The 18,947-nt window shown below is 72.6% G+C and carries 17 protein-coding genes and 1 pseudogene; 10 read left to right on the forward strand and 8 right to left on the reverse strand.

Annotated elements, in window-relative coordinates; translation table 11 throughout:
* Positions 1-4 precede the first annotated feature (4 nt).
* The 4 genes and pseudogenes from hsaD to Actob_RS20615 all read left to right on the forward strand — a co-directional run.
* Positions 5-796, forward strand: coding sequence for a 4,5:9,10-diseco-3-hydroxy-5,9,17-trioxoandrosta-1(10),2-diene-4-oate hydrolase (gene hsaD, locus Actob_RS20600; protein ID WP_284921944.1), 792 nt, complete (start codon positions 5-7; stop codon positions 794-796).
* Positions 793-1,698 (forward strand): iron-dependent extradiol dioxygenase HsaC, encoded by a 906-nt coding sequence (gene hsaC / locus Actob_RS20605; protein ID WP_284921945.1) that lies wholly within the window; start codon positions 793-795, stop codon positions 1,696-1,698. The genes hsaD and hsaC overlap by 4 nt, the downstream gene beginning before the upstream one ends.
* A complete protein-coding gene (locus Actob_RS20610) occupies positions 1,695-2,345 on the forward strand; it encodes a flavin reductase family protein (RefSeq protein WP_284921946.1) in 651 nt (216 codons plus the stop codon). The genes hsaC and Actob_RS20610 overlap by 4 nt, the downstream gene beginning before the upstream one ends.
* A gap of 66 nt (positions 2,346-2,411) precedes the next feature.
* Positions 2,412-2,627: pseudogene (locus Actob_RS20615) on the forward strand (IS701 family transposase); the annotation flags it as partial.
* A 12-nt stretch (positions 2,628-2,639) separates the two neighbouring features.
* On the opposite strand, the gene Actob_RS20620 reads toward Actob_RS20615, so the two are convergent.
* Positions 2,640-3,563, reverse strand: a complete 924-nt coding sequence (locus tag Actob_RS20620) for an NADP-dependent oxidoreductase (protein WP_284921947.1) — start codon at positions 3,561-3,563, stop codon at positions 2,640-2,642.
* Between the two features lie 88 nt (positions 3,564-3,651).
* Here Actob_RS20620 and Actob_RS20625 point away from each other — a divergent pair, with 88 nt between their 5' ends.
* Positions 3,652-4,587: an AraC family transcriptional regulator gene (locus tag Actob_RS20625; RefSeq protein WP_284921948.1), complete on the forward strand. Its 936-nt coding sequence runs from the start codon at positions 3,652-3,654 to the stop codon at positions 4,585-4,587.
* Positions 4,588-4,833: 246 nt separating this feature from the next.
* Here the strand turns inward: Actob_RS20625 and Actob_RS20630 are convergent, their stop codons facing one another.
* On the reverse strand, positions 4,834-5,889 hold the full coding sequence (locus Actob_RS20630; protein WP_328518438.1) for a hypothetical protein: 1,056 nt from the start codon (positions 5,887-5,889) through the stop codon (positions 4,834-4,836).
* A gap of 113 nt (positions 5,890-6,002) precedes the next feature.
* On the opposite strand from Actob_RS20630, the gene Actob_RS20635 reads away from it, so the two are divergent.
* Positions 6,003-6,578: an MOSC domain-containing protein gene (locus Actob_RS20635; protein WP_284921950.1), complete on the forward strand. Its 576-nt coding sequence runs from the start codon at positions 6,003-6,005 to the stop codon at positions 6,576-6,578.
* Between the two features lie 12 nt (positions 6,579-6,590).
* On the opposite strand, the gene Actob_RS20640 is transcribed toward Actob_RS20635, so the two are convergent.
* The 5 genes from Actob_RS20640 to Actob_RS20660 are packed head-to-tail and all read right to left on the reverse strand — an operon-like array spanning position 6,591 to position 11,883.
* Positions 6,591-7,532: an acyl-CoA dehydrogenase family protein gene (locus tag Actob_RS20640; RefSeq protein ID WP_284921951.1), complete on the reverse strand. Its 942-nt coding sequence runs from the start codon at positions 7,530-7,532 to the stop codon at positions 6,591-6,593.
* Complete coding sequence (locus Actob_RS20645) at positions 7,523-8,494, reverse strand: acyl-CoA dehydrogenase family protein (protein ID WP_284921952.1); 972 nt, start codon at positions 8,492-8,494, stop codon at positions 7,523-7,525. The genes Actob_RS20640 and Actob_RS20645 overlap by 10 nt, the downstream gene beginning before the upstream one ends.
* The gene (locus Actob_RS20650; RefSeq protein WP_284921953.1) at positions 8,491-9,570 is read right to left on the reverse strand and encodes an acyl-CoA dehydrogenase family protein; all 1,080 of its coding nucleotides are present in this window, start codon (positions 9,568-9,570) and stop codon (positions 8,491-8,493) included. The genes Actob_RS20645 and Actob_RS20650 overlap by 4 nt, the downstream gene beginning before the upstream one ends.
* The gene (locus tag Actob_RS20655) at positions 9,567-10,394 is read right to left on the reverse strand and encodes an enoyl-CoA hydratase (protein WP_284921954.1); all 828 of its coding nucleotides are present in this window, start codon (positions 10,392-10,394) and stop codon (positions 9,567-9,569) included. Before Actob_RS20655 ends, Actob_RS20650 begins: the two co-directional genes overlap by 4 nt.
* The gene (locus tag Actob_RS20660) at positions 10,387-11,883 is read right to left on the reverse strand and encodes a FadD3 family acyl-CoA ligase (RefSeq protein ID WP_284921955.1); all 1,497 of its coding nucleotides are present in this window, start codon (positions 11,881-11,883) and stop codon (positions 10,387-10,389) included. Before Actob_RS20660 ends, Actob_RS20655 begins: the two co-directional genes overlap by 8 nt.
* A gap of 159 nt (positions 11,884-12,042) precedes the next feature.
* Between Actob_RS20660 and Actob_RS20665 the strand changes: the two genes are divergently transcribed.
* The 3 genes from Actob_RS20665 to Actob_RS20675 all read left to right on the forward strand — a co-directional run bounded on the left by Actob_RS20665 (position 12,043) and on the right by Actob_RS20675 (position 16,346).
* Positions 12,043-13,197, forward strand: a complete 1,155-nt coding sequence (locus Actob_RS20665; protein WP_284921956.1) for an acyl-CoA dehydrogenase family protein — start codon at positions 12,043-12,045, stop codon at positions 13,195-13,197.
* A gap of 104 nt (positions 13,198-13,301) precedes the next feature.
* Positions 13,302-14,090: an SDR family oxidoreductase gene (locus tag Actob_RS20670; RefSeq protein ID WP_284921957.1), complete on the forward strand. Its 789-nt coding sequence runs from the start codon at positions 13,302-13,304 to the stop codon at positions 14,088-14,090.
* Between the two features lie 246 nt (positions 14,091-14,336).
* The gene (locus Actob_RS20675; protein ID WP_284921958.1) at positions 14,337-16,346 is read left to right on the forward strand and encodes a M6 family metalloprotease domain-containing protein; all 2,010 of its coding nucleotides are present in this window, start codon (positions 14,337-14,339) and stop codon (positions 16,344-16,346) included.
* A 30-nt stretch (positions 16,347-16,376) separates the two neighbouring features.
* Here Actob_RS20675 and Actob_RS20680 read toward each other — a convergent pair whose 3' ends face one another.
* A complete protein-coding gene (locus tag Actob_RS20680) occupies positions 16,377-17,492 on the reverse strand; it encodes a steroid 3-ketoacyl-CoA thiolase (RefSeq protein ID WP_284921959.1) in 1,116 nt (371 codons plus the stop codon).
* A gap of 129 nt (positions 17,493-17,621) precedes the next feature.
* Between Actob_RS20680 and Actob_RS20685 the strand changes: the two genes are divergently transcribed.
* Positions 17,622-18,845, forward strand: a complete 1,224-nt coding sequence (locus Actob_RS20685; protein WP_284921960.1) for a cytochrome P450 — start codon at positions 17,622-17,624, stop codon at positions 18,843-18,845.
* Positions 18,846-18,947: the final 102 nt, after the last annotated feature.

Here is an 18,947-nt window from a genome sequence, read left to right on the forward strand (position 1 = left end):
CGCCATGACACTCTCGTTCCACCGAGCCGGGCCCGCCGGCGCGCGACCCGTCGTCCTGCTGCACGGCGGCGGCCCGGGCGCCTCGGCGATGAGCAACTTCGCGCGGACCATCCCGGTCTTCGCCAAGACCTTCGACACCCTCGCCGTCGACCAGCCCGGATACGGCGGCTCCGCGCTCGGCGAGCTCAAGGGGCAGTACTTCACCCACGCCGCCGACGCGCTGGTGACCCTGCTCGACGAGCTCAGCCTCGACCGGGTCGACCTGATCGGCAACTCGCTCGGCGGCGGCACCGCGGTCCGGCTCGCGCTGAACCACCCGTCCCGGGCCGGCAAGCTGCTGCTGATGGGCCCGGGCGGGCTCAGCCTCAACGTGTTCGCCGCCGATCCCACCGAGGGTGTCAAGCGGCTGGGCGCGTTCGGGGCGGCGCCGAGCCGGGAGCGGATGGCGGCGTTCCTGCGCACCCTCGTCTTCGACCCCGCGCTGATCACCGACGAGCTGATCGACGAGCGGCTCGACGCGGCCGGCGACTCCTCGTTCCTGCGATCCTCGTTCAGCGGCCCGGCCTTCGAGGAGGGCCTGCTCTGGCGGGAGGCGCACCGGCTGCGCAACGAGGTACTGCTGGTCTGGGGCCGCGAGGACCGGGTCAACCCGCTCGACGGCGCGCTGGTCGCCCTCAAGATGATCCGCCGCTGCCGGCTGCACGTCTTCGGCGGCTGCGGCCACTGGGCGCACCTGGAGAAATTCGACGAGTTCAACCGCCTGGCGTTCGACTTCTTGGAAGGAGACCGGCCGTGAGCCTCGTCCGATCCCTCGGCTACCTGCGGGTCGAGGCCACCGACGTGCCCGCCTGGCGCCAGTTCGGCGTGAAGGTGCTCGGCATGGTCGAGGGCCGCGGTCCCGACCCGGACGCCGCGTACCTGCGGATGGACGACCTGCCGGCGCGCATCGTGGTGCTGCCCGGCGACCGGGACCGGCTGGTCGCCACCGGCTGGGAGCTGGCGTCCTTCGCGACACTGAGGCGGCTCTGCGGAGTCCTGGAGGCGGCCGGTGCCGGGTTCAAGCAGGCCGGGGCCGACGAACTCGCCGACCGGCGGGTCGCCGAGATGATCAGTGTCGACGACCCGGCCGGCAACCACCTCGAGTTCTTCTGCGGCGCCGCCCTGGACACCCGGCCGGCGATCAGCCCGTACGGCACCCGGTTCGTCACCGGCGAGCAGGGCATGGGCCACGTGGTGCTGCCGGCCTTCGACGACGAGGCGGCGCTGCACTTCTGGACCGAGGTGCTCGGCTTCCGGCTGCGCGACTCGATGCTGCTGGACCCGTCGACGATGGGCCTGCCGGCCGGCGACAAACCGCTGTGGATGCGCTTCCTCGGCTGCGGCCCCCGGCACCACAGCGTCGCCCTCGCCCCGATCCCGGCACCCGCCGGCCTCATCCACCTGATGACCGAGACGGCGTCGATCGACGACGTGGGCCGCGCCATCGACCGCTGCGCCCGGCACAAAGCCCCGATGATCTCCACGCTCGGCCGGCACGCCAACGACAACATGATCTCTTTTTACGTACGCACACCGAGCGGCTTCGACATCGAGTACGGCACCGCCGGCCGCACCGTCGACGACGAGTCCTGGGTGGCCCGGCAGACCACCGCACACAGCGTGTGGGGTCACCGCTTCGCCCTGCCGGGCCACGGATGACCGCCATCCGGGAACGGCTGGACGCCCGCGAGTTCCGCCGCGTCTTTGGCCACTTCTGCACCGGCGTCACCGTCATCACTACGGCCGGGCCTGTCCGTTCCGGTGGCCCGGCCGGGCCTGTCCGTTCCGGTGGCCCGGCCGGGTCTGTCCTTTCCGGCGCTCCGGCTGGGGCCGCCTTTTCGGAGGGTCCGGCCGGGTTCGCCTGTCAGGCCTTCGCGCCCCTGTCGCTGGACCCGCCGCTGGTGCTCTTCTGCCCCCAGGCCGGCTCACGGACCTGGCGGCGGATCCAGCACACCGGCCTGTTCTGCGTCAACGTTCTGGCCGACCACCACGACACCCTGTCCCGGGCCTTCGGCACCAGCCGTCCCGACAAGTTCGACGGCGTCGCCTGGTCACCGTCCCCACGCGGCGCCCCCATCCTGCACGGCGCCCTGACCTGGGCCGAATGCGAGATCGAGGCGGTCCACCCGGGCGGCGACCACGCCATCGTCGTCGGCCGGGTCCTGACCCTCGGCGAATGCCGCGACGGCGACCCCTTGCTCTTCTTCAAGGGCCGTTACCGGACCGCCGCACCGCCGCCCCCGTCGGCTGCCACCGAGGTGGTGGACACCCTGCTGGCCTGGCCCCGCCACACCGACTGGATCTAGTACTGCAACGGCAGCTGTAGTTCATGTTCGTTCGCGCCGACTGGCGCTCTCGAGCATTAGTCGGGCGTGGTTTACGTTGACGTCGAATTTCGGCGTGATGAGCTGGATGGTTTGCTGGCCCGGATCGGCGTGCGTTTTAGCAGGTCAGAACCGCGGGTGCGGGTCCGCCGCTACGTGGGTGGGCTGGTGGCCGGGCTGGAACGCAAGAACGGCTGGACCCTGGCCGAGCACGCCGGTGAGGTACGCCCGGACGGGATGCAGCGGCTGCTGCGCCAGGCTGACCGGTGTCCTCTGTTAAGGGGTCAGGATGGTCTTGCCGCGGAGGCGGCCGGCTTCCGCGTCGCGATGGACTGAGGCGAGGTCGGCCAACGGGCGGGAGTCAGCGATGTCGACCCGCACGGCGTTCGAGTCAATGAGGTGCACCAGTGCCTGGAGCTGGCGGACGTCGTTTCGCGCGATGAAGGTCATGGCCTTGACCGCGGCGTGGGTCGGCGGCTCGATCGGATTCGTGATCGACAGGATGGTTCCGTCCGGCCGGAGCGTGGACAGTAGGCCCGCAGAGGCGCCAGGGTTCAGCGGGACCAGGTTGAGGATCACGTCGACTGGCTTGTCGAGGGCCTCACCGAGGACGGACGCCGTGTAGTCGATGATGTGGTCGGCGCCCAGCTCGCGGACCGCGTGGGTACTTCGTGGACTTGCCGTGGCGACGACGTACGCCCCCGCATGCTTGGCCAGTTGGACGGCGAAGCCTCCGACGCCGCCGCCGGCACCGTTGACCAGGACTCGTTGCCCGGGGGTGATGCGGGCATGCTCGTACACCGCCTGCCACGCCGTCAGCCCCGCGACCGGGAGGGCACCGGCATGTGGCAGGGGGATGGTCGTCGGCGCCCGAACAAGGTTGGCCGTGTCGGCGATGACGTACTCGGCGGCCGCCCCGCCCGTATCGAGTCGACCGACGACCGGGTCGCCCTCGGAGAAGGCGTCAACGTGCGCTCCGGTCGCCTCGACCGTCCCCGCGACATCCCAGCCCAGTGTGTAGGGAAGATCGACAGGAAGCACCGTGCGTAGGTACCCGGACCGTAATCCGGACTCGGACGGATTGAAGGACGTGGCCGCAACCCGGATCAACACCTGCTGCGGCCCGGGTGCTTGGCGCGGGACTTCTTCGTACCGGATGACGGAAGCGTCGCCGTACTCGTGTATGCGTGCAGCTCTCACATAACCAAACTATGCGGAGCCGAGTAGCCGACCCATGCGCGAGAAGCGCCTCTGCATACTCGATCGTCTTACATGAAAGACTGATCCCGTGGATGTCCTGAGTGCGATCGTCGCCGCCCTGCGTACCGGCCGACCGAGATCCGCACGGGTTGCCTGGTCGGCGCCGTGGCATCAACAATTCGCACCGGTCCCCGGCGCCGTCGGCGTCCAGGTCCTCCTGCAGGGGCCCTGCTGGTTGATCGCTGCCAACGCCAAACCCATGCCGCTAGCCGTGGGCGATGTGCTGTTCAGCCACGGCGGACACGGCTACGCACTGGCGGACAGCCCGGCAAGCCCGCCCATCGGTCCGGCGTGCGGCCCTGAGGACATCAAGACCTTGGACCAATACATCAACCACGTGGTCGACTACGGCAGCGAGGCTGCCGGACCCGTCACGGTTACTCTCTGCGGCGCCTACGAACTCGACTCGTCACGCACGCATCCCCTGCTCAACGCGCTGCCCCCACTCGCTCACCTGCCCGTTCACCTAGGGCGACACGCCGAACTGCGTACCGCCGTCGACCTGCTCGGCTCAGAACTGGAGTCACCACGGCTGGGCGTGGACGCCATCGTTCCGGCGCTGCTCGACGTCGTGCTGCTGTATGTCCTGCGAGCATGGTTCGACGAGCAGCCCACCCAGGCAACAGGCTGGATCGCCGCGCTCCACGACCCCGCGACCGTCGCCGCACTGCACGCCATGCACCGTGACCCCGCCCGTCCCTGGACCGTCGCAGCACTCGCCGCCAGGAGCGGGCTGTCTCGGGCCGCGTTCGCTCGCCGCTTCACCGCCCTGATCGGCCAGCCCCCGATGAGCTACCTGACCTGGTGGCGCATGAGCACCGCCGCCGGGCTGCTGCAAGAGTCTGACGCCCCCTTGCACGCGATCGCCGCCAAGGTCGGATACACATCGGAGTTCGCGTTCGCCAATGCCTTCAAGCGCGAGTTCGGTACCGCCCCAGGCCGGTACCGAACTCGGCAATCTTGATCCGCGATCATCCGCTCCTGCGCGCTACAGCAAAGTGACCGGATATGTACTTGTGCAGAGAACCTCGGACATCGACAACTCGTGCCGCCCACCGTCGTGAACGAGGCGGGCGATGGTGACCCGCGACTGCTTCCGCCGTCAGCTGTGCGGCGGGCGCGAGCCGGCCGATGACTGCGGATCGGCTGGGCTTCTGGGCGATGGGAGTGAGGCACGGGAGGAAGGGCGCCGTCACGGCGAGTCAGGCGGTCAGAAGATGAAGTAGCTATAGCTGTAGGGACGGCCTCGGTCGTAGATGGCACGCAACCGTGGCTGCCTGACCTCAGGCAGTCGGGCCAGAACGCGAAGGAAGATCTGGCGGTCTGGCTCGAATCGGTGACCCGGGAGCAGCGCCGGCAGGGCCTCCGGCGGGATCGGGACCGACCGCCCGACCGGCTTCGAGGTTCGGTGGAAGGCGAGGTGTCGCCAGGCATCCCAGGCCAGCGGGACCGGCTTCACCGGCGGGGCCACCGGCCAGAGCTCACCGGTATGCGGGTGTTCCGGGAGCAGAGCGAAGTCGCCGCCAACGTCCGGAAGGCCGGGCCCGGCCAGGACCAGAGCGCGCCGCGGCCCCGTGCCGACCGGGCCGACGAGACGGTCGAGAGCGGGCTGGAAGACCTCAGCGACCTGTTGATCCGGGATCACGACCGGTTCGCCGCCCGAGGCAGCCAGCAAATGCGCCAGCGCCGAGGCGGCGGCGGCCGCCCACATCGGGTGCCAGCCACCGTCCGGTTCGGTCGGCGGGATCCCGAGCCGCTGATCGATCAGGTTTGCCCAGTCGAGCACCGGGTGCGGGCCGGGACCGTCTTCGATCACGCGGGTGGTCAGCGGGTCCAGCCAGACCGCCTGCCGCAGGCCGCAGTCGTCGATCCGGACGGCCACCGGCGTGCCGCAGGCGACGCAGATCATGTTGGGCTCGCCGCCGTCGAGGCCACAGCACGCGAAGTCGCCGGCCAGCTCCGGATCGATGACGGCGCCGCGGACGTCCCCCGGGGCAAGCAACACACGGCCGACCGGCCCGGTGGAGATGCCGAACCGCGGCGCGTACCAGCCGAGCGCCTCGGCTTCGCCGGCTTCGAGGTCGGCCCAGCGGCGCCACGGCGCACCGAAGGGCAGCGGATCCACCGCGAACGTGCCCGGCTCCAGTGCCGAGGCCAGCGATCCCGGCCCGTTCCCGTACTTCTGGTTCGCGTGGACCGGAAGAGCCACCCGCGACACCGGAACCGTCAACGTCGCGTCGCAGCCCCGGCAGCCGAAAACCGTCATGAATCCCCCGTGCGTCGACTGAAGTCGGCTACATCATCGGTCCAGCCGCGGACCGCCGCCACTGGTCGGAAACGCGGTGGACGCCGGTTGCGGGCGTACGGCAGAGTCGACCCGTGACCGACTCCATTGCCGTACGCCACCGTTCGCTGGATGAGATCGTGGAAGGCCTCGACGTCGTGCGGCAGTCCCCGCAGGGCGTCGGCACCCTGGCGCTCGCCGTGCGCCGGCCGGCCGACGGCGAACGCGAGGTGCTGGCCCGCGCCGAGCTCGACACCCGCCTCGGGCTGGTCGGCGACAACTGGAGCCAGCGGCCCTGCAAGCGGACGGCCGACCTCTCCCCGCACCCGGACATGCAGCTGAACGTGATGAACGCCCGCTACATCGAGCTGATCGCCGGCCCCGACCGGGATGCCTGGGCGCTCGCCGGTGACCAGCTCTACGTCGACCTCGACCTGAGCGAGGACGCCTTGCCGGCCGGTTCCCGGCTGGCGATCGGCGACCGGGCCGTGATCGAGGTGACCGACCAGCCGCACACCGGCTGCGCGAAGTTCGCCGCCCGGTTCGGGCGGGACGCGCACAAGCTGGTGTGGACCGACGAGGGCCGCCGGCTGCGGCTGCGCGGCCTCAACGCCCGGGTGATCGTCGGCGCGCCGATCGAGCCGGGCGACGCCGTGCGCCGGCTCGCCTGAGACGACGGCGGGTCAGGGCAGCAGCGTCGCGGCGAGCCGGTCGAGGTGGGTGGCCGGCGCGCCGAACAGCTGCGCGTCGGCGTGGGCGCGCCGCAGGTAGCGGTGGGCGTCGTGCTCCCACGTGATGGCGATGCCGCCGTGCATCTGAACCATCTCGGCGACGATCGCCTGGAACACCTCCGAGCAGTGCACCCTGGCCATCGCGGCCAGGGCGGGGGCATCGGGCGCGTCGGCGGCCAAGGCTTCGGCGGCGGTCCAGGACGCGGTGGTCGCGGTTTCCAGATCGAGGTACGCCTCGGCCAGCCGGTGCTGGATCACCTGGAACGAGCCGATCGGACGGCCGAACTGGATCCGCTGCCGCACGTAGGCGTGGGTCAGCTCGAACGCCCGGGACGCGGCGCCGACCTGCTCGGCGCTCAGGGCCACGCAGGCCAGGTCGCGCAGCCACGACTGCAGTCCGGGGGAGCTGCCCAGGTGCCGGGCCGGCGCGTCGGGCCGGCGGACCACGCTCAGCGGCCGGGTGGGATCGAGCACGTCGCAAGGGCGCAGGGCGACGTCGGCCGCGGCCACCTCCGACAGCTCGTCCCCGTCGACCACCAGCACGATGTCGGCCGACGCGGCGTCGAGGACCCGATCGCCGGCGAACAGCACCGTGGCGACGCGGTCGCCGGCGCACAGCGACGGCACCAGGCCGGTGGCGCCGACCCGCAGCAGGGCCTGCGTGGCCAGCACCGCGCTGCCCAGCATCGGCGACGGCGTGAGCTGCCGGGCCAGCTCGGCGAGCACCACGTGCGACTCCAGCAGGGTGGCGTCGGCACCGCCGCACGACGATGGGACCGCCAGACCGGCCACCCCGATCTCCTTGCACAGCCTCGGCCACAGTGGATCGGGACGAGACGCCAGCAGCTTGCGTACGGCGTCGCGCAGCGCCCGGCGTTCCTCGGTCAGTTCCATCGGTCCCCCTCGGCCAGTTCCGCCATCAGTCGCGCCCGGTGGCCGGCCGGGGTGCCCCAGGACAGGCTCAGCGCGCGCACCTTGGTCAGCCAGCGGCCCAGTCCGTGCTCCTGCGTGTAGCCGATCGCGCCGTGCACCTGCAGCGCCGTGCGGGCGGCCCGGTTCGCGGCGTCCGAGCAGGCCACCTTCGCTGCCGAGACGTCCCGGGCGGTCATCGTCACCGCGGCGGCGTAGAGCAGTGGCCGGGCGAACTCCAGTCCGACAGCGACGTCGGCGAGCCGGTGCCGGACGGCCTGGAACCGGCCGATCGGGCCGCCGAACTGGGTCCTGGTGCGGGCGTGCGCGGTGGCCGCGTCGAGCAGTGCGCGGCCGGCGCCGAGCAGTTGCGCGGCACAGACCAGCGCGCCGAGATCGAGCGCCCGGGCGATCGCCGGGCAGTCCCGGGCCGGGCCGGCCGGGGACACCTCGAACAGCCGCCGGGCCCGGTCCAGCGATGGCTTCGAGGCGCCCGCGCGGGCCGGGCCGACAGTGCCCCGATCGGCGAGAAGGACCACACCGGCGGCGTCCGCGTCGAGGGCGTAGGGCAGCCACGGCGGCGCGGCGAGCGTACCCAAGATCTTTCCCTCGGCCAGTGCGGGCAGCCATCTGCCGGGCTCGTCGAGGGCGGCCAGCAGGGTGGGCACGGCGGCGAGCGTCTCGGCGACCGGGCCGGGCACCGCGTGCCGGCCCAGCTCCTCGGCGACGACGACCAGGTCGGCCGGGCCGGCGGCCAGACCGCCGCAGCCGGCCGGCACGGCGAGCGCTGTCACCCCGAGCTCGGCCAGCCGCGACCAGAGCCGCCGGCCGGGACCGTGGTCACCGCCGGCCCAGGCGTCGGCGGCGGCCGGCACCCGCGCCGCGAGCAGCATGTTGTGCAGCCCGGCGGCGAACGCCGCCTGTTCCGGTGCCGGGGTCAGGTTCATCGGGGCAGGCCCAGCACCCGGGTGGCGACGATGTCGCGCTGGATCTCGTTGGTGCCCGCGTAGATCGGGCCGGCCAGCGCGAACAGATAGCCGGCGGTCCACGAGTCGTCGGTCTCGGCGTGCGGGCCGAGCAGGTCCAGGGCGGTCTCGTGCACCGTCAGGTCCATCTCCGACCAGAACAGCTTGGTCATGCTGGGGGAGCAGGGCACCCCGGCGAAGGCGTGCGCCCGGTACGCCCGGGCGGCGATCCACGCGTCGGCCACCCGGTCGCGCAGGGCCGGGTCGCCGGTCTCCTGCCACAGCGTGACCAGCCGGCGCGCGGCCGCGGTGAACCGCCCCGGGCCGCGCAGGCCCACCCCGCGCTCGTGCCCGGCGGTGCGCATCGCCACCCGCCAGCCGTCGCCCGGGTCGCCGAGCACGTCGGCGTCCGGCACGAACACGTCGTCCAGGAAGATCTCGGCGAAGCCGGGACGGCCGTCCAGCTGCCGGATCGGCCGCACGGTGACGCCCGGCGCCCGCAGGTCGAACAGCACGTAGGTCAGCGCCGACGGGCCGGTGCGGAACAGCCCGAACGCCCGGTCCGCGACCACCGCGCGGGAACTCCACGTCTTCTGCCCGGACAGCAGCCAGCCGCCGTCGGCGCGGACCGCGCGGGACCGGATGGCGGCGAGGTCGCTCCCCGCCTCCGGCTCCGACCAGGCCTGCGCCCACACCTGCTCACCGCGGGCCATCGGCGGCAGGATCCGTGCGCACTGTGCGGCGGTGCCGTGCGCGAGCAGCGTCGGGGCCAGCAGGAACAGGCCGTTCTGCCCGATCCGCACCGGTGCGCCGGCGGCGTGGTACTCCTCGTCGAACAGCAGCCCGTGCAGCGCCGGGGCGGCCCGGCCGCCGTACCGCGAAGGCCAGCAGACCACCGCCAGGCCGGCGTCGGCGAGCCGGCGCTCCCACGCCCGGTGCGCCGCGGCGCCGGCCGGGGTGTTCACCTCGGGCAGCGGCTCGGCGGGGACGTTCGCGGCGAGCCAGGCGCGCACCTCGTCGCGGAACGCCTCGGCCTCGGGCGGCAGGTCGAGGTTCACCCCTTCATCGCCTTCGGGTCCAGACCGGCCAGGGGATCGCCGGTGACCTCGGCGTTGTGCGCGTGGGCCAGGTGGTGCAGGCCGAACACCGCGTCCATCCCGGCGCGCATGCCCATCAGGTCCTCGCACTGGTTGAGCGCCCGCTTGGCCAGCGCGAGACCGAACGGCGGCATCGCCGCGACCCGCCCGGCCAGCGCGAGCACCACCGGTTCCAGGTCGGCGCGGGGCACGACCCGCTGGACCATGCCGATGTCGTACGCCCGGCGCGCGTCGAAGCGGTCGCCGGTGAACAGCACCTCGCGGGCGAAGCGCGGTCCCAGCGCCCACGGGTGCGCGAAGTACTCCACGCCGGGAATGCCCATCCGCAGCACCGGGTCGGCGAAGAACGCGTCCTCGGCCGCCACGATCAGGTCGCAGACCCAGGCCAGCATCATCCCGCCGGCGACGCAGGCGCCCTGCACCATCGCGATGGTCGGTTTCGGGATCTCCCGCCACCGCCGGCACATGCCCAGGTAGACCTCGATCTCCCGGGCGTACCGCCGGTCGGCGCCGGCGCGGTCGGTGTGGTCCCACCAGATCCCGGCCCGGCGCGTGAAGGGCGTGTCCGCGTCCCGCCCCGGCGAGCCGATGTCGTGCCCGGCCGAGAAGTGCTCGCCGGCCCCGGCCAGGACGATCACCCGTACCGCGGGGTCGTCGACGGCCCGGGAGAACGCGGCGTCCAGCGCGTACGTCATCGCGGAGTTCTGCGCGTTGCGGTAGCGCGGCCGGTTCATCGTCACCCTCGCGAGTTCGCCCCGGCGTTCGTAGAGCACCTCGTCAGACATCGGCGGCCTCCGTGCGCAGCAGGTATTTGAGCACCTTGCCCGAGGCGTTGTGCGGCAGCTCGGCCCGCAGCTCGACGGCACGCGGCACCTTGTAGCCGGCGAGCCGTCCCCGGCAGAACGCGAGCACCTCGGTCTCGGCGAGCGAGTGGCCCGGCCGGCACACCACGAACGCCTTGCCGACCTCGCCGAGCCGCCGGTCCGGCACCCCGATCACGGCCGCCTCGGCGACCTGCGGCAGGCCGGCCAGGGCTCGCTCCACCTCGGCCGGGTAGACGTTGAAGCCACCGCAGATGTACATGTCCTTGAGCCGGTCGGTGATGGTCAGGTAGCCGTGCTCGTCGAGCCGCCCGACGTCCCCGGTGTGCAACCAGCCGTCCGCGTCGATCGCCTCGGCGGTGGCCACCGGATCGTCCAGATAGCCCAGCATCGTGTTCGGCCCGCGCAGCAGGATCTCCCCGGTGGGCCGGTCGATCCGGACCTCGAACCCGGCCGCGGCGCGCCCGGAGGTCTCGGCCACGATCGCGGCGTCGTCACCGGGACGGCACATGGTGGCCACGACCGCCTCGGTCAATCCGTACGCGGTGAGCACCTCCACGCCCAGCTCCGCACGCATCCGCTCGACCAGCGCGGGCGGCACCGTGGCCGCCCCGGTGACCGCCAGGCGCAGGCTCGACAGGTCGTACCGGCCGGCCTCCGGATGGTCCAGCAGGCTGGTGTAGAGGGTGGGCGGCCCGGGCAGCACGGTGATCCGCTCGGCGGCGATCAGCTCCAGCACGCGCGGCACGTCGAAGACCGCCTGCGGCACGATGGTGGCCCCGCTGACCAGGCAGGCCAGGATGCCCGCCTTGAGGCCGAAGCTGTGGAAGAACGGGTTGACCACCAGGTACCGGTCGCCGGGGTGGAGCCCGGCGATCCCGGCCCAGGCCTCCGCGACGGCCAGCGACTGCCGGTGCGCGCTCATCACGCCCTTGCTGCGCCCGGTCGTCCCCGAGGTGAACAGGATGTCGGCGACGTCGTCGGGGGAGACCCGCTCGGCCCGGGCGCCGGCCTCGGCGTCGGGCACCGCCTCACCCCGGGCCAGGAAGCCGGCCCACCCCCGCGGGATCGACACCACCATCTCGGGCAGCGAGGCGGCGGCCGCGCGCAGGCCGGCCAGGCGGTCGACGCCCAGGAACGGGCCGATGACGACCAGGCCGCGGGCACCGGACCGCCGGATCACGTCGAGGGCCTCGACCGCGGTGAACCGGGTGTTGACCGGCACCAGCGTGCCGCCCGCGCAGCTCACCGCGAGCGCGGTGAGCACCCACTCCACCGAGTTCGGCGCCCACAGCGCCAGCCGATCACCGGGCCGCAGGCCGCCGGCGATCAGCGCCCGGGCCACCCGCCGCACCTCGCCGGCCAACTGCCCATAGGTCAGCCGGCCGAGGGCCGGGGCCGAGGCGAACCGGCCGGCCGCGCGGGACAGGGCCGCGGGGATGGTCGAGGGCATCACACCTCCCGGGAACGGCTCCGCTCGCCTCCGTCGGACCCCGGCCGCGGTGCCGCACCGCTGACCGGCTGACGGGGCGACCGGGCTGACCGAGCAACCGTGGTCACCCAAGCAAGTGCTTGGTAGGGTGAGCGTACGCGTGGGGCGGGAGGCGGGCCAGTGGAGGACGACCGGGAGTTCAGGCGCGAGGTCCGGGACTGGCTCGCCGCGAATGTGACAGACGACCTGCGCGGCGCGGGCGGTGCCGGCCGGGAGACCGAGGCCTTCGACAGGCGCCTCGCCTTCACCAGGCGCCTGGCCGCCGCCGGGTGGAGCACCCTGGCCTGGCCGGTCGAGCACGGCGGCCGCGGCGCGTCGCTGGCCCGCCAGGTGATCTTCCACGAGGAGTACGCGCGGGCCGGCGCGCCCGGCCGGGTCGACCACATCGGCGTCACCATGGTCGGTCCCACCCTGATCCGGCTCGGCACCGACCGGCAGCGGCGGCGGTTCCTGCCCGGCATCGCCGCGGCCACCGAGCTGTGGTGTCAGGGCTACTCCGAGCCCGGCGCCGGCTCCGACCTCGCCGCCGTGACCACCCGGGCCGAGCTGGACGGCGACCACTGGGTGCTCACCGGGCAGAAGGTGTGGACGTCGCTGGCCCACGTGGCCGACTGGTGTTTCGTGCTGGCCCGCACCGCGCCGGTCCCGGCGGGCGCCTCCCGGCACGCCGGCCTGTCCTACCTGTTGGTGCCGATGCGCCAGAGCGGTGTCACGGTCCGCCCGATCCGTCAGCTCACCGGCGACAGCGAGTTCAACGAGGTCTTCTTCGACGGCGCCCGCACCGAGCGGGACCTGGTCGTCGGCGAGCCCGGCCAGGGCTGGCGGGTGGCGATGGCGACGCTGGGCTTCGAGCGTGGTGCGGCCACCGTCGGCCAGCAGGTCGGCTTCCAGCGCGATCTCGACGACCTGGTGGCGCTCGCCGGGCGCACCGGCGCGGTCGCCGACCCGGCCGTGCGGGAGCGGCTGGCCCGGGCGTGGATGGACCTGACCGTGCTGCGCGCGCACACCCTGCGGGTGCTCGCCGAGCCGCCCTCGGTGGGCACCGCCTCGGTCATCAAGCTCCTGTGGTCGCGCTGGCGGCAGGGGCTCGGCGAGCTCGCGATGACCATCCTCGGGCCGGCCGGGGTGGCATCGGACGGCGACGGCGAGGTCGACCGCTGGCGGCGGCTGTTCCTGTTCAGCCGGGCGGACACCATCTACGGCGGCTCCAGCGAGATCCAGCGCGGCATCCTCGCGGAGCGCGTGCTGGGCCTGCCGAGACAGGACCGCCGGTGAGGCCGGCCGAGGCGAGAGTGCCCGGTGAGGCCGGGCGAGGCGAGGGCGCCGGTGAGGGCCGTGCCGGCGGACCGCTCGCCGAGCCGGCCGGGGCGGGACCGCCGATGACGGGCGTTCCGGCGAGCGGGCCGCCCGAGGGCCGGGCGCTGCTCGACGGCAAGGTCGTGGTGGTGACCGCCGCGGCCGGCACCGGGATCGGCTGCGCGATCGCCGAGCGCTGCCTCGCCGAGGGCGCCCGGGTGGTGCTCAGCGACCGGCACGAGCGACGTCTCGCCGCGACCTGCGAGCGCCTGGCGACGGCGTACGCCAATCGGGTCTTGCCCCTGGTCTGTGATGTCACCGACGACAGTGCCGTGCGGTCCCTGGTGAGTGGCGCGGCCAGGGAGTTCGGGCGGCTCGACGTCATGATCAACAACGCCGGGCTGGGTGGTGAGCGGGCGGTCGACGAGATGTCCGACGACGAGTGGGACCTGGTCCTGGACGTCACGCTGACCGGCACCTTCCGGTGCACCAGGGCGGCACTGCGCCAGATGATCGCGCAGGGTGGCGGGGGAGCGGTGGTCAACAACGCCTCGGTGCTCGGCTGGCGGGCGCAGGCCGGGCAGGCCCACTACGCGGCGGCGAAGGCCGGGGTGATGGCGTTCACCCGATGTGCCGCGCTCGACGTGGCCGGGCACGGCATCCGGGTCAACGCGGTCGCGCCCAGCCTCGCCACCCACCCGCACCTGAGCAAGGTGATCAGCGAACCGGAGCTGGCCGAACTGGCCCGGCGCGAGGCGTTCGGCCGGGCCGCGCAGCCGTGGGAGGTGGCGACCGTGGTGGCGTTCCTGGCCAGCGACTACGCCTCCTATCTCACCGGCGAGGTGATCTCGGTGAGTAGCCAGCACCCGTGACCGCCGGCGCTGTGCCCAGGGCACCCGGGCGACGGTCCACCGGCACTTCCCCGGCGAGGAGGACCTGGTCCTCGCCCATCTGCAGGCGGCCGGCCAGGCCATCCGCGGCCCGATCGACAAGCTTGTCGCCGCCGGGATGCCACCGGCCGACGCCGTGCGCGCGGTGGCCGTCTCGATCGCCGCCGGGATCCGGTCGCCAGGCGTCCGGCGATTGAGGGGCGTCGATTTCTCTGCCAGGATGGCGGGATGGTGACGGCGCGAGGTCTCGGCTCGGTCCTGTCCGCTGTGGTGGTGCTGGTCACGGGTGTGCTCACCGTGACGCCGGCCGGTGCCGCGCCACCCGGCACCGATCCGGAGACGCCGTGGCGCACCAGGCACTGGCCGCGGACTCAGCCGTGGCAGGCCGACGAGCCGGCCGCGCTGGCCAGGCCGGGCGGCGGGCCGCGGCCGATCGATCCGCAGCACTACGAGCTGCCGGACACGATGACCTGGTCGGACTACCGGAAGGTGCCCGGGACGAACTGGGCGGATCCGGCGGTACGCGGATCGGAGCGGACCTTCAACGGCGCGCTCGTGCTGGTCGACTACCCGAACCAGCCCTTCGTGGTCACCCAGCCGGCGAACTCCACGATCTACGGCAACCCGTCCGGCGTACAGAATCTGGCCCGGGATCAGGTGCCGGCCTTCTATCGGGACTTCCTCAACAAGCCGGGCAAGCTCAACCGCGGGCACACCATCCACGAGTACTGGATGGAGGACTCCGACGGCCGGTTCGGCATCGACCTGAGCGCGTTCGGCGTCTACCGGATGCCGAACCCCAGCCACGAGTACGGCATCGAGGACTTCATGCAGCACGGCAAGGGCTGCCCGGGCGGCGAGGTGTGCGGCCGGGACCTGCGTGCCGACGCGCGTGCCGCCTGGATCGCCGCGGTCGGCGAGGCGGAGGCCGCCCGGTACGACTTCGTCTTCTTCCTCTCGGCCGGCCAGGACGAGTCGTCCACCTGGCAGGAGTTCGGCCCGATGAAGTTCACCACCAAGGAGGACGTCACCGACGAGTTCGGCCCGCCGGACGAGTCGCTGCCGAACTGGAACGACACCCGCTACGTCCCGTGGACCTCCTGGCAGGCGTCGTCGAACATCTGGCCGAACGCCGCCGCCGGCAGTTCCCTGCAGGCGGAGAGTTCCGGCATGTCGACGTACGCCCACGAGTTCAGCCACATCCTCGGCGTCGGCGACAACTACAACAATCCGTACGGCGTCCCGCCCCGCCGCGACTACAGCGGGCCGTGGGAGATGCTCAGCCGCGGCACGTTCAACGGGCCCGGCGGACCGCACAGCCGCTGGCTGATCCCGGGCACCGCGGGATCGTCGATGGGCGCGCAACACATGCTGCGCAACAAGATGAAGCTCGGCATCGTCGACGACGGCGCCGTGCTGAAACTGTCCCGCGCCGCCCTGGCCACCTCCGGAGTCGTGGTGACCAGGATGACGGCCCGCGAGGTGGACCCGGGCGGCCGGCGGCTGGCCGGGATCAACGTGACACTGGACGGTGGCGACCGGTCGGCCGCGTGCGACCCGGCCACCGATCCGTACTGTGACGGCGGCGGGTACGACAACTACACCCTCGAAGTGGTCGACCGGATGGGCTTCGACTCGTTCACCCCGGACTCCGGGGTGCTGCTGGCGAAGACGAAGAACGCGGACAGCGCGCCGTTCATCTGGACGGTGGACGCCAACCCGCAGGACATCGACAAGGTCGACTTCGTGCTGCCGGACGGTACCCCGCAGAAGATGACCATCGGCGACTACCGGCAGCTGTCCGACGCGCTGTTCCACGCGGGGACCGGGTCGGGCAGCGAGTTCGAGTACGTGGACACGGCGAACCGGCTGCAGTTCTACGTGCTCGACCGGCAGCGGGACCGGAACGGGGTGTTGTCGTACCAGGTGGCGGTGCGGTCGCTCGACGGGGCGGGGCCGTCCGCGCGCGGGGTGCGGGCCCTCCCGGCGTCGGCCCGGCTCGACAAGTCCGGCTGGGCGCGATGCACCATCCCGGTACGCAACACCGGGCGCGGTGACGACGTCTTCCGGGTCACGGCGCAGGGGGCGACGCTGCCGCGTGCGGTGATCGCCGTGTCCGGCGGCCGGACTTCGGCGGTGGAGGTCTACGTCAACCGCGCGGCGAAGGTGTCGGTCACCGTCGCCTCGGAGAGCGATCCGGCCGCCACGACCACCACCTCCTGCACGGCGCGGCGCTGACCGGCCGGCCCGCGACCGTGCCCGCCGTCCTCAGATCCGTTCGAGGATGGTGGCGGTGGACATCGCGCCGCCCGCGCACATGGTGACCAGCGCCGTCGTGCCGCCCGAGCGCTCCAGCTCGTGCATCGCCGTGGTGATCAGCCGGGCGCCGGTGCTGCCGACTGGGTGGCCGAGGGCTATCGCGCCGCCGTTGACGTTGACGCGGTCCGGGTCGGCGTGGTGGACGCTCAGCCAGGACAGCACCACGCTGGCGAAGGCCTCGTTCACCTCGACGACGTCGATGTCCTCGATCGTCATGCCGGTCCGGGCGAGGACCCGGTCGGTGGCGGCGACGGGCCCGTCCAGGTGGTAATAGGGCTCCGCGCCGATCAGGCACTGCGCGAGGATCCGGGCCCGCGGCCGCAGGCCCAGCCGGCGGGCCGGTTCCTCGTCCATGAGCAGCACCGCGGCGGCGCCGTCGGAGATCTGCGAGGAGGTGCCGGCGGTGTGCCGGCCGTCGGGCAGCACCGGCCGCAGCCCCGCCAGGCCGGCCAGTGTGGTGTCACGTAGCCCCTGGTCACGGGCGACCGAGCCGATCGGCGCCACCTCGCGGTCGAAGCGGCCCTCCCGCCACGCCCGGGCGGCGTTGGCCTGCGAGCGCACACCGAACCGGTCCAGATCCTCGCGGGACAACCCGCGCCGGTCGGCGATCCGCTCCGCGGCCACGTACTGGTCGGGCAGGTCGAGGTCCCAGGACTCCGGGCGTGGCAGGCCGGCGTCGCCGAGGTTCGCCCGCAGCGGGACGCGGCTCATCGACTCCACCCCGCAGGCCACGCCGGTCGTGATGGCGTCCGCCGCGATCAAGCCGGCGACCAGGTGACAGGCGTGCTGCGCCGAACCGCACTGGGCGTCGAGCGTCGCGCACCCGGTGGTGTGCGGCAGGCCGGCGTGCAGCCAGGCGGTCCGGGTCACGTTGTTCGACTGCTCGCCGCCCTGGGTGACGCACCCGCCGATGGCCTGCTCGACGTGGGCCGGGTCCAGGCCGGCCCGGTCGAGCAGCGCGCGCTGGGCCGTGCCGAGCAGTTCGGCGGGGTGCAGTCCGGACAGCAGGCCGCCGCGGCGGCCGATCGGCGTGCGGACCGCCTCGACGATCACCGGTACGCCCACGGCATCCTCCTCACCTCGGGACCGCTCAGCGGCCACCGCCAGACGACGGCATCCCCGGAAAACTAGAACGTGTTGCTATATCGAAGCACAGGAGTTTGAATCGGTAGAACCTGTTATCGAGGAGGAGCCGTGAGAGACCTCACCGACCCGGAGATCTACGTCCACGGCATCCCGCACGCCGAGTTCGCCGAGCTGCGCCGCGACGCCCCGGTGTCGTGGATCCCGCAGGCCCGCGGCAGCGCCGGGTTCGACGACGAGGGCTACTGGGCGGTGACCCGGCACGCCGACGTGATGACCGTGTCCCGGGACAGCGAGACGTTCTCCAGCTGGGAGAACACGGCAATCGTCAGATTCCAGGCGGACATGCCCCGCGATCGGATCGAGATGCAGCGCGCCGTGCTGCTCAACATGGACCCGCCGCAGCACACCCAGCAGCGCGCCATCGTGTCCCGCGGCTTCACCCCGCGAGCGATGAACAATTTGCGTACGGCGCTCGCCGCCCGCGCCGAGCGGATAGTCCGGGAGGCCGGCGAGTCGGCCACGGGCGACTTCGTCACCGAGATCGCCTGCGAACTGCCCCTGCAGGCGATCGCCGAGCTGCTCGGCGTGCCGCAGGAGGACCGCCGCAACGTCTTCGACTGGTCGAACTCGATGATCGGCTACGACGACCCGGAGTACCGCGGCGGCGCCGATCCGATGGAACCGGCGATGGAGCTGCTGGCGTACGCCATGAAGATGGCCGAGGAGCGCCAGGCGTGCCCGCGCGACGACATCGTGTCCACGCTGGTGCAGGCCGAGATCGGCGGCGAGCACCTGTCCGCCGACGAGTTCGGCTTCTTCGTGCTGATGCTGGCCGTGGCCGGCAACGAGACCACCCGCAACGCGATCTCGCACGGCATGCTCGCCCTGCTGGAGCACCCCGACCAGTGGGCGCTGTGGCAGGAGACCCGGCCGCGGACCGCCGTCGACGAGATCGTCCGCTGGGGCACCCCGGTGAACGTGTTCCAGCGCACCGCGACCCGCGACACCGAGCTGGGCGGGCAGCGGATCGTCCGGGGCGACCGGGTCGCGCTCTTCTACGGCTCGGCGAACTTCGACGAGGAGGTCTTCGACCACCCGGAACGGTTCGACATCACCCGCAGCCCCAACCCGCACCTCGGCTTCGGCGGCAGCGGCGCCCACTTCTGCCTCGGCGCCAACCTGGCCCGCCTGGAGATCGACCTCATCTTCCACGCGATCGCCGACCGGATGCCGCGGATCAGCCTGGCCGGCCCGCCGGAGCGTTTGCGGTCGGGTTGGCTCAACAGCATCAAGCACCTGCCGGTGCGGTACAGCTCAACCACCGGGACGTGACACGCCCATCCGCGACGGCGTCGCGGGCCGGCGACGCCGCCGTACCCAAAGGTTTGGGATACCTTCCCGGCGTCGTCGGTGCCGTTGTCGCCGCAACCGTCG

This window comes from Actinoplanes oblitus, assembly GCF_030252345.1.
GTDB classification, from domain to species: domain Bacteria; phylum Actinomycetota; class Actinomycetes; order Mycobacteriales; family Micromonosporaceae; genus Actinoplanes; species Actinoplanes oblitus.

What these genes read in the sequence shown, in the direction of transcription:
- Actob_RS20645 (WP_284921952.1), bottom strand. Translation starts at nt 8,494, where the DNA reads ATGAACCTGACCCCGGCACCGGAACAGGCGGCGTTCGCCGCCGGGCTG.
- Actob_RS20675 (WP_284921958.1), top strand. Translation starts at nt 14,337, where the DNA reads ATGGTGACGGCGCGAGGTCTCGGCTCGGTCCTGTCCGCTGTGGTGGTG.
- Actob_RS20610 (WP_284921946.1), top strand. Translation starts at nt 1,695, where the DNA reads ATGACCGCCATCCGGGAACGGCTGGACGCCCGCGAGTTCCGCCGCGTC.
- Actob_RS20670 (WP_284921957.1), top strand. Translation starts at nt 13,302, where the DNA reads ATGACGGGCGTTCCGGCGAGCGGGCCGCCCGAGGGCCGGGCGCTGCTC.
- Actob_RS20660 (WP_284921955.1), bottom strand. Translation starts at nt 11,883, where the DNA reads ATGCCCTCGACCATCCCCGCGGCCCTGTCCCGCGCGGCCGGCCGGTTC.
- Actob_RS20640 (WP_284921951.1), bottom strand. Translation starts at nt 7,532, where the DNA reads ATGGAACTGACCGAGGAACGCCGGGCGCTGCGCGACGCCGTACGCAAG.
- Actob_RS20655 (WP_284921954.1), bottom strand. Translation starts at nt 10,394, where the DNA reads ATGTCTGACGAGGTGCTCTACGAACGCCGGGGCGAACTCGCGAGGGTG.
- hsaD (WP_284921944.1), top strand. Translation starts at nt 5, where the DNA reads ATGACACTCTCGTTCCACCGAGCCGGGCCCGCCGGCGCGCGACCCGTC.
- Actob_RS20630 (WP_328518438.1), bottom strand. Translation starts at nt 5,889, where the DNA reads ATGACGGTTTTCGGCTGCCGGGGCTGCGACGCGACGTTGACGGTTCCG.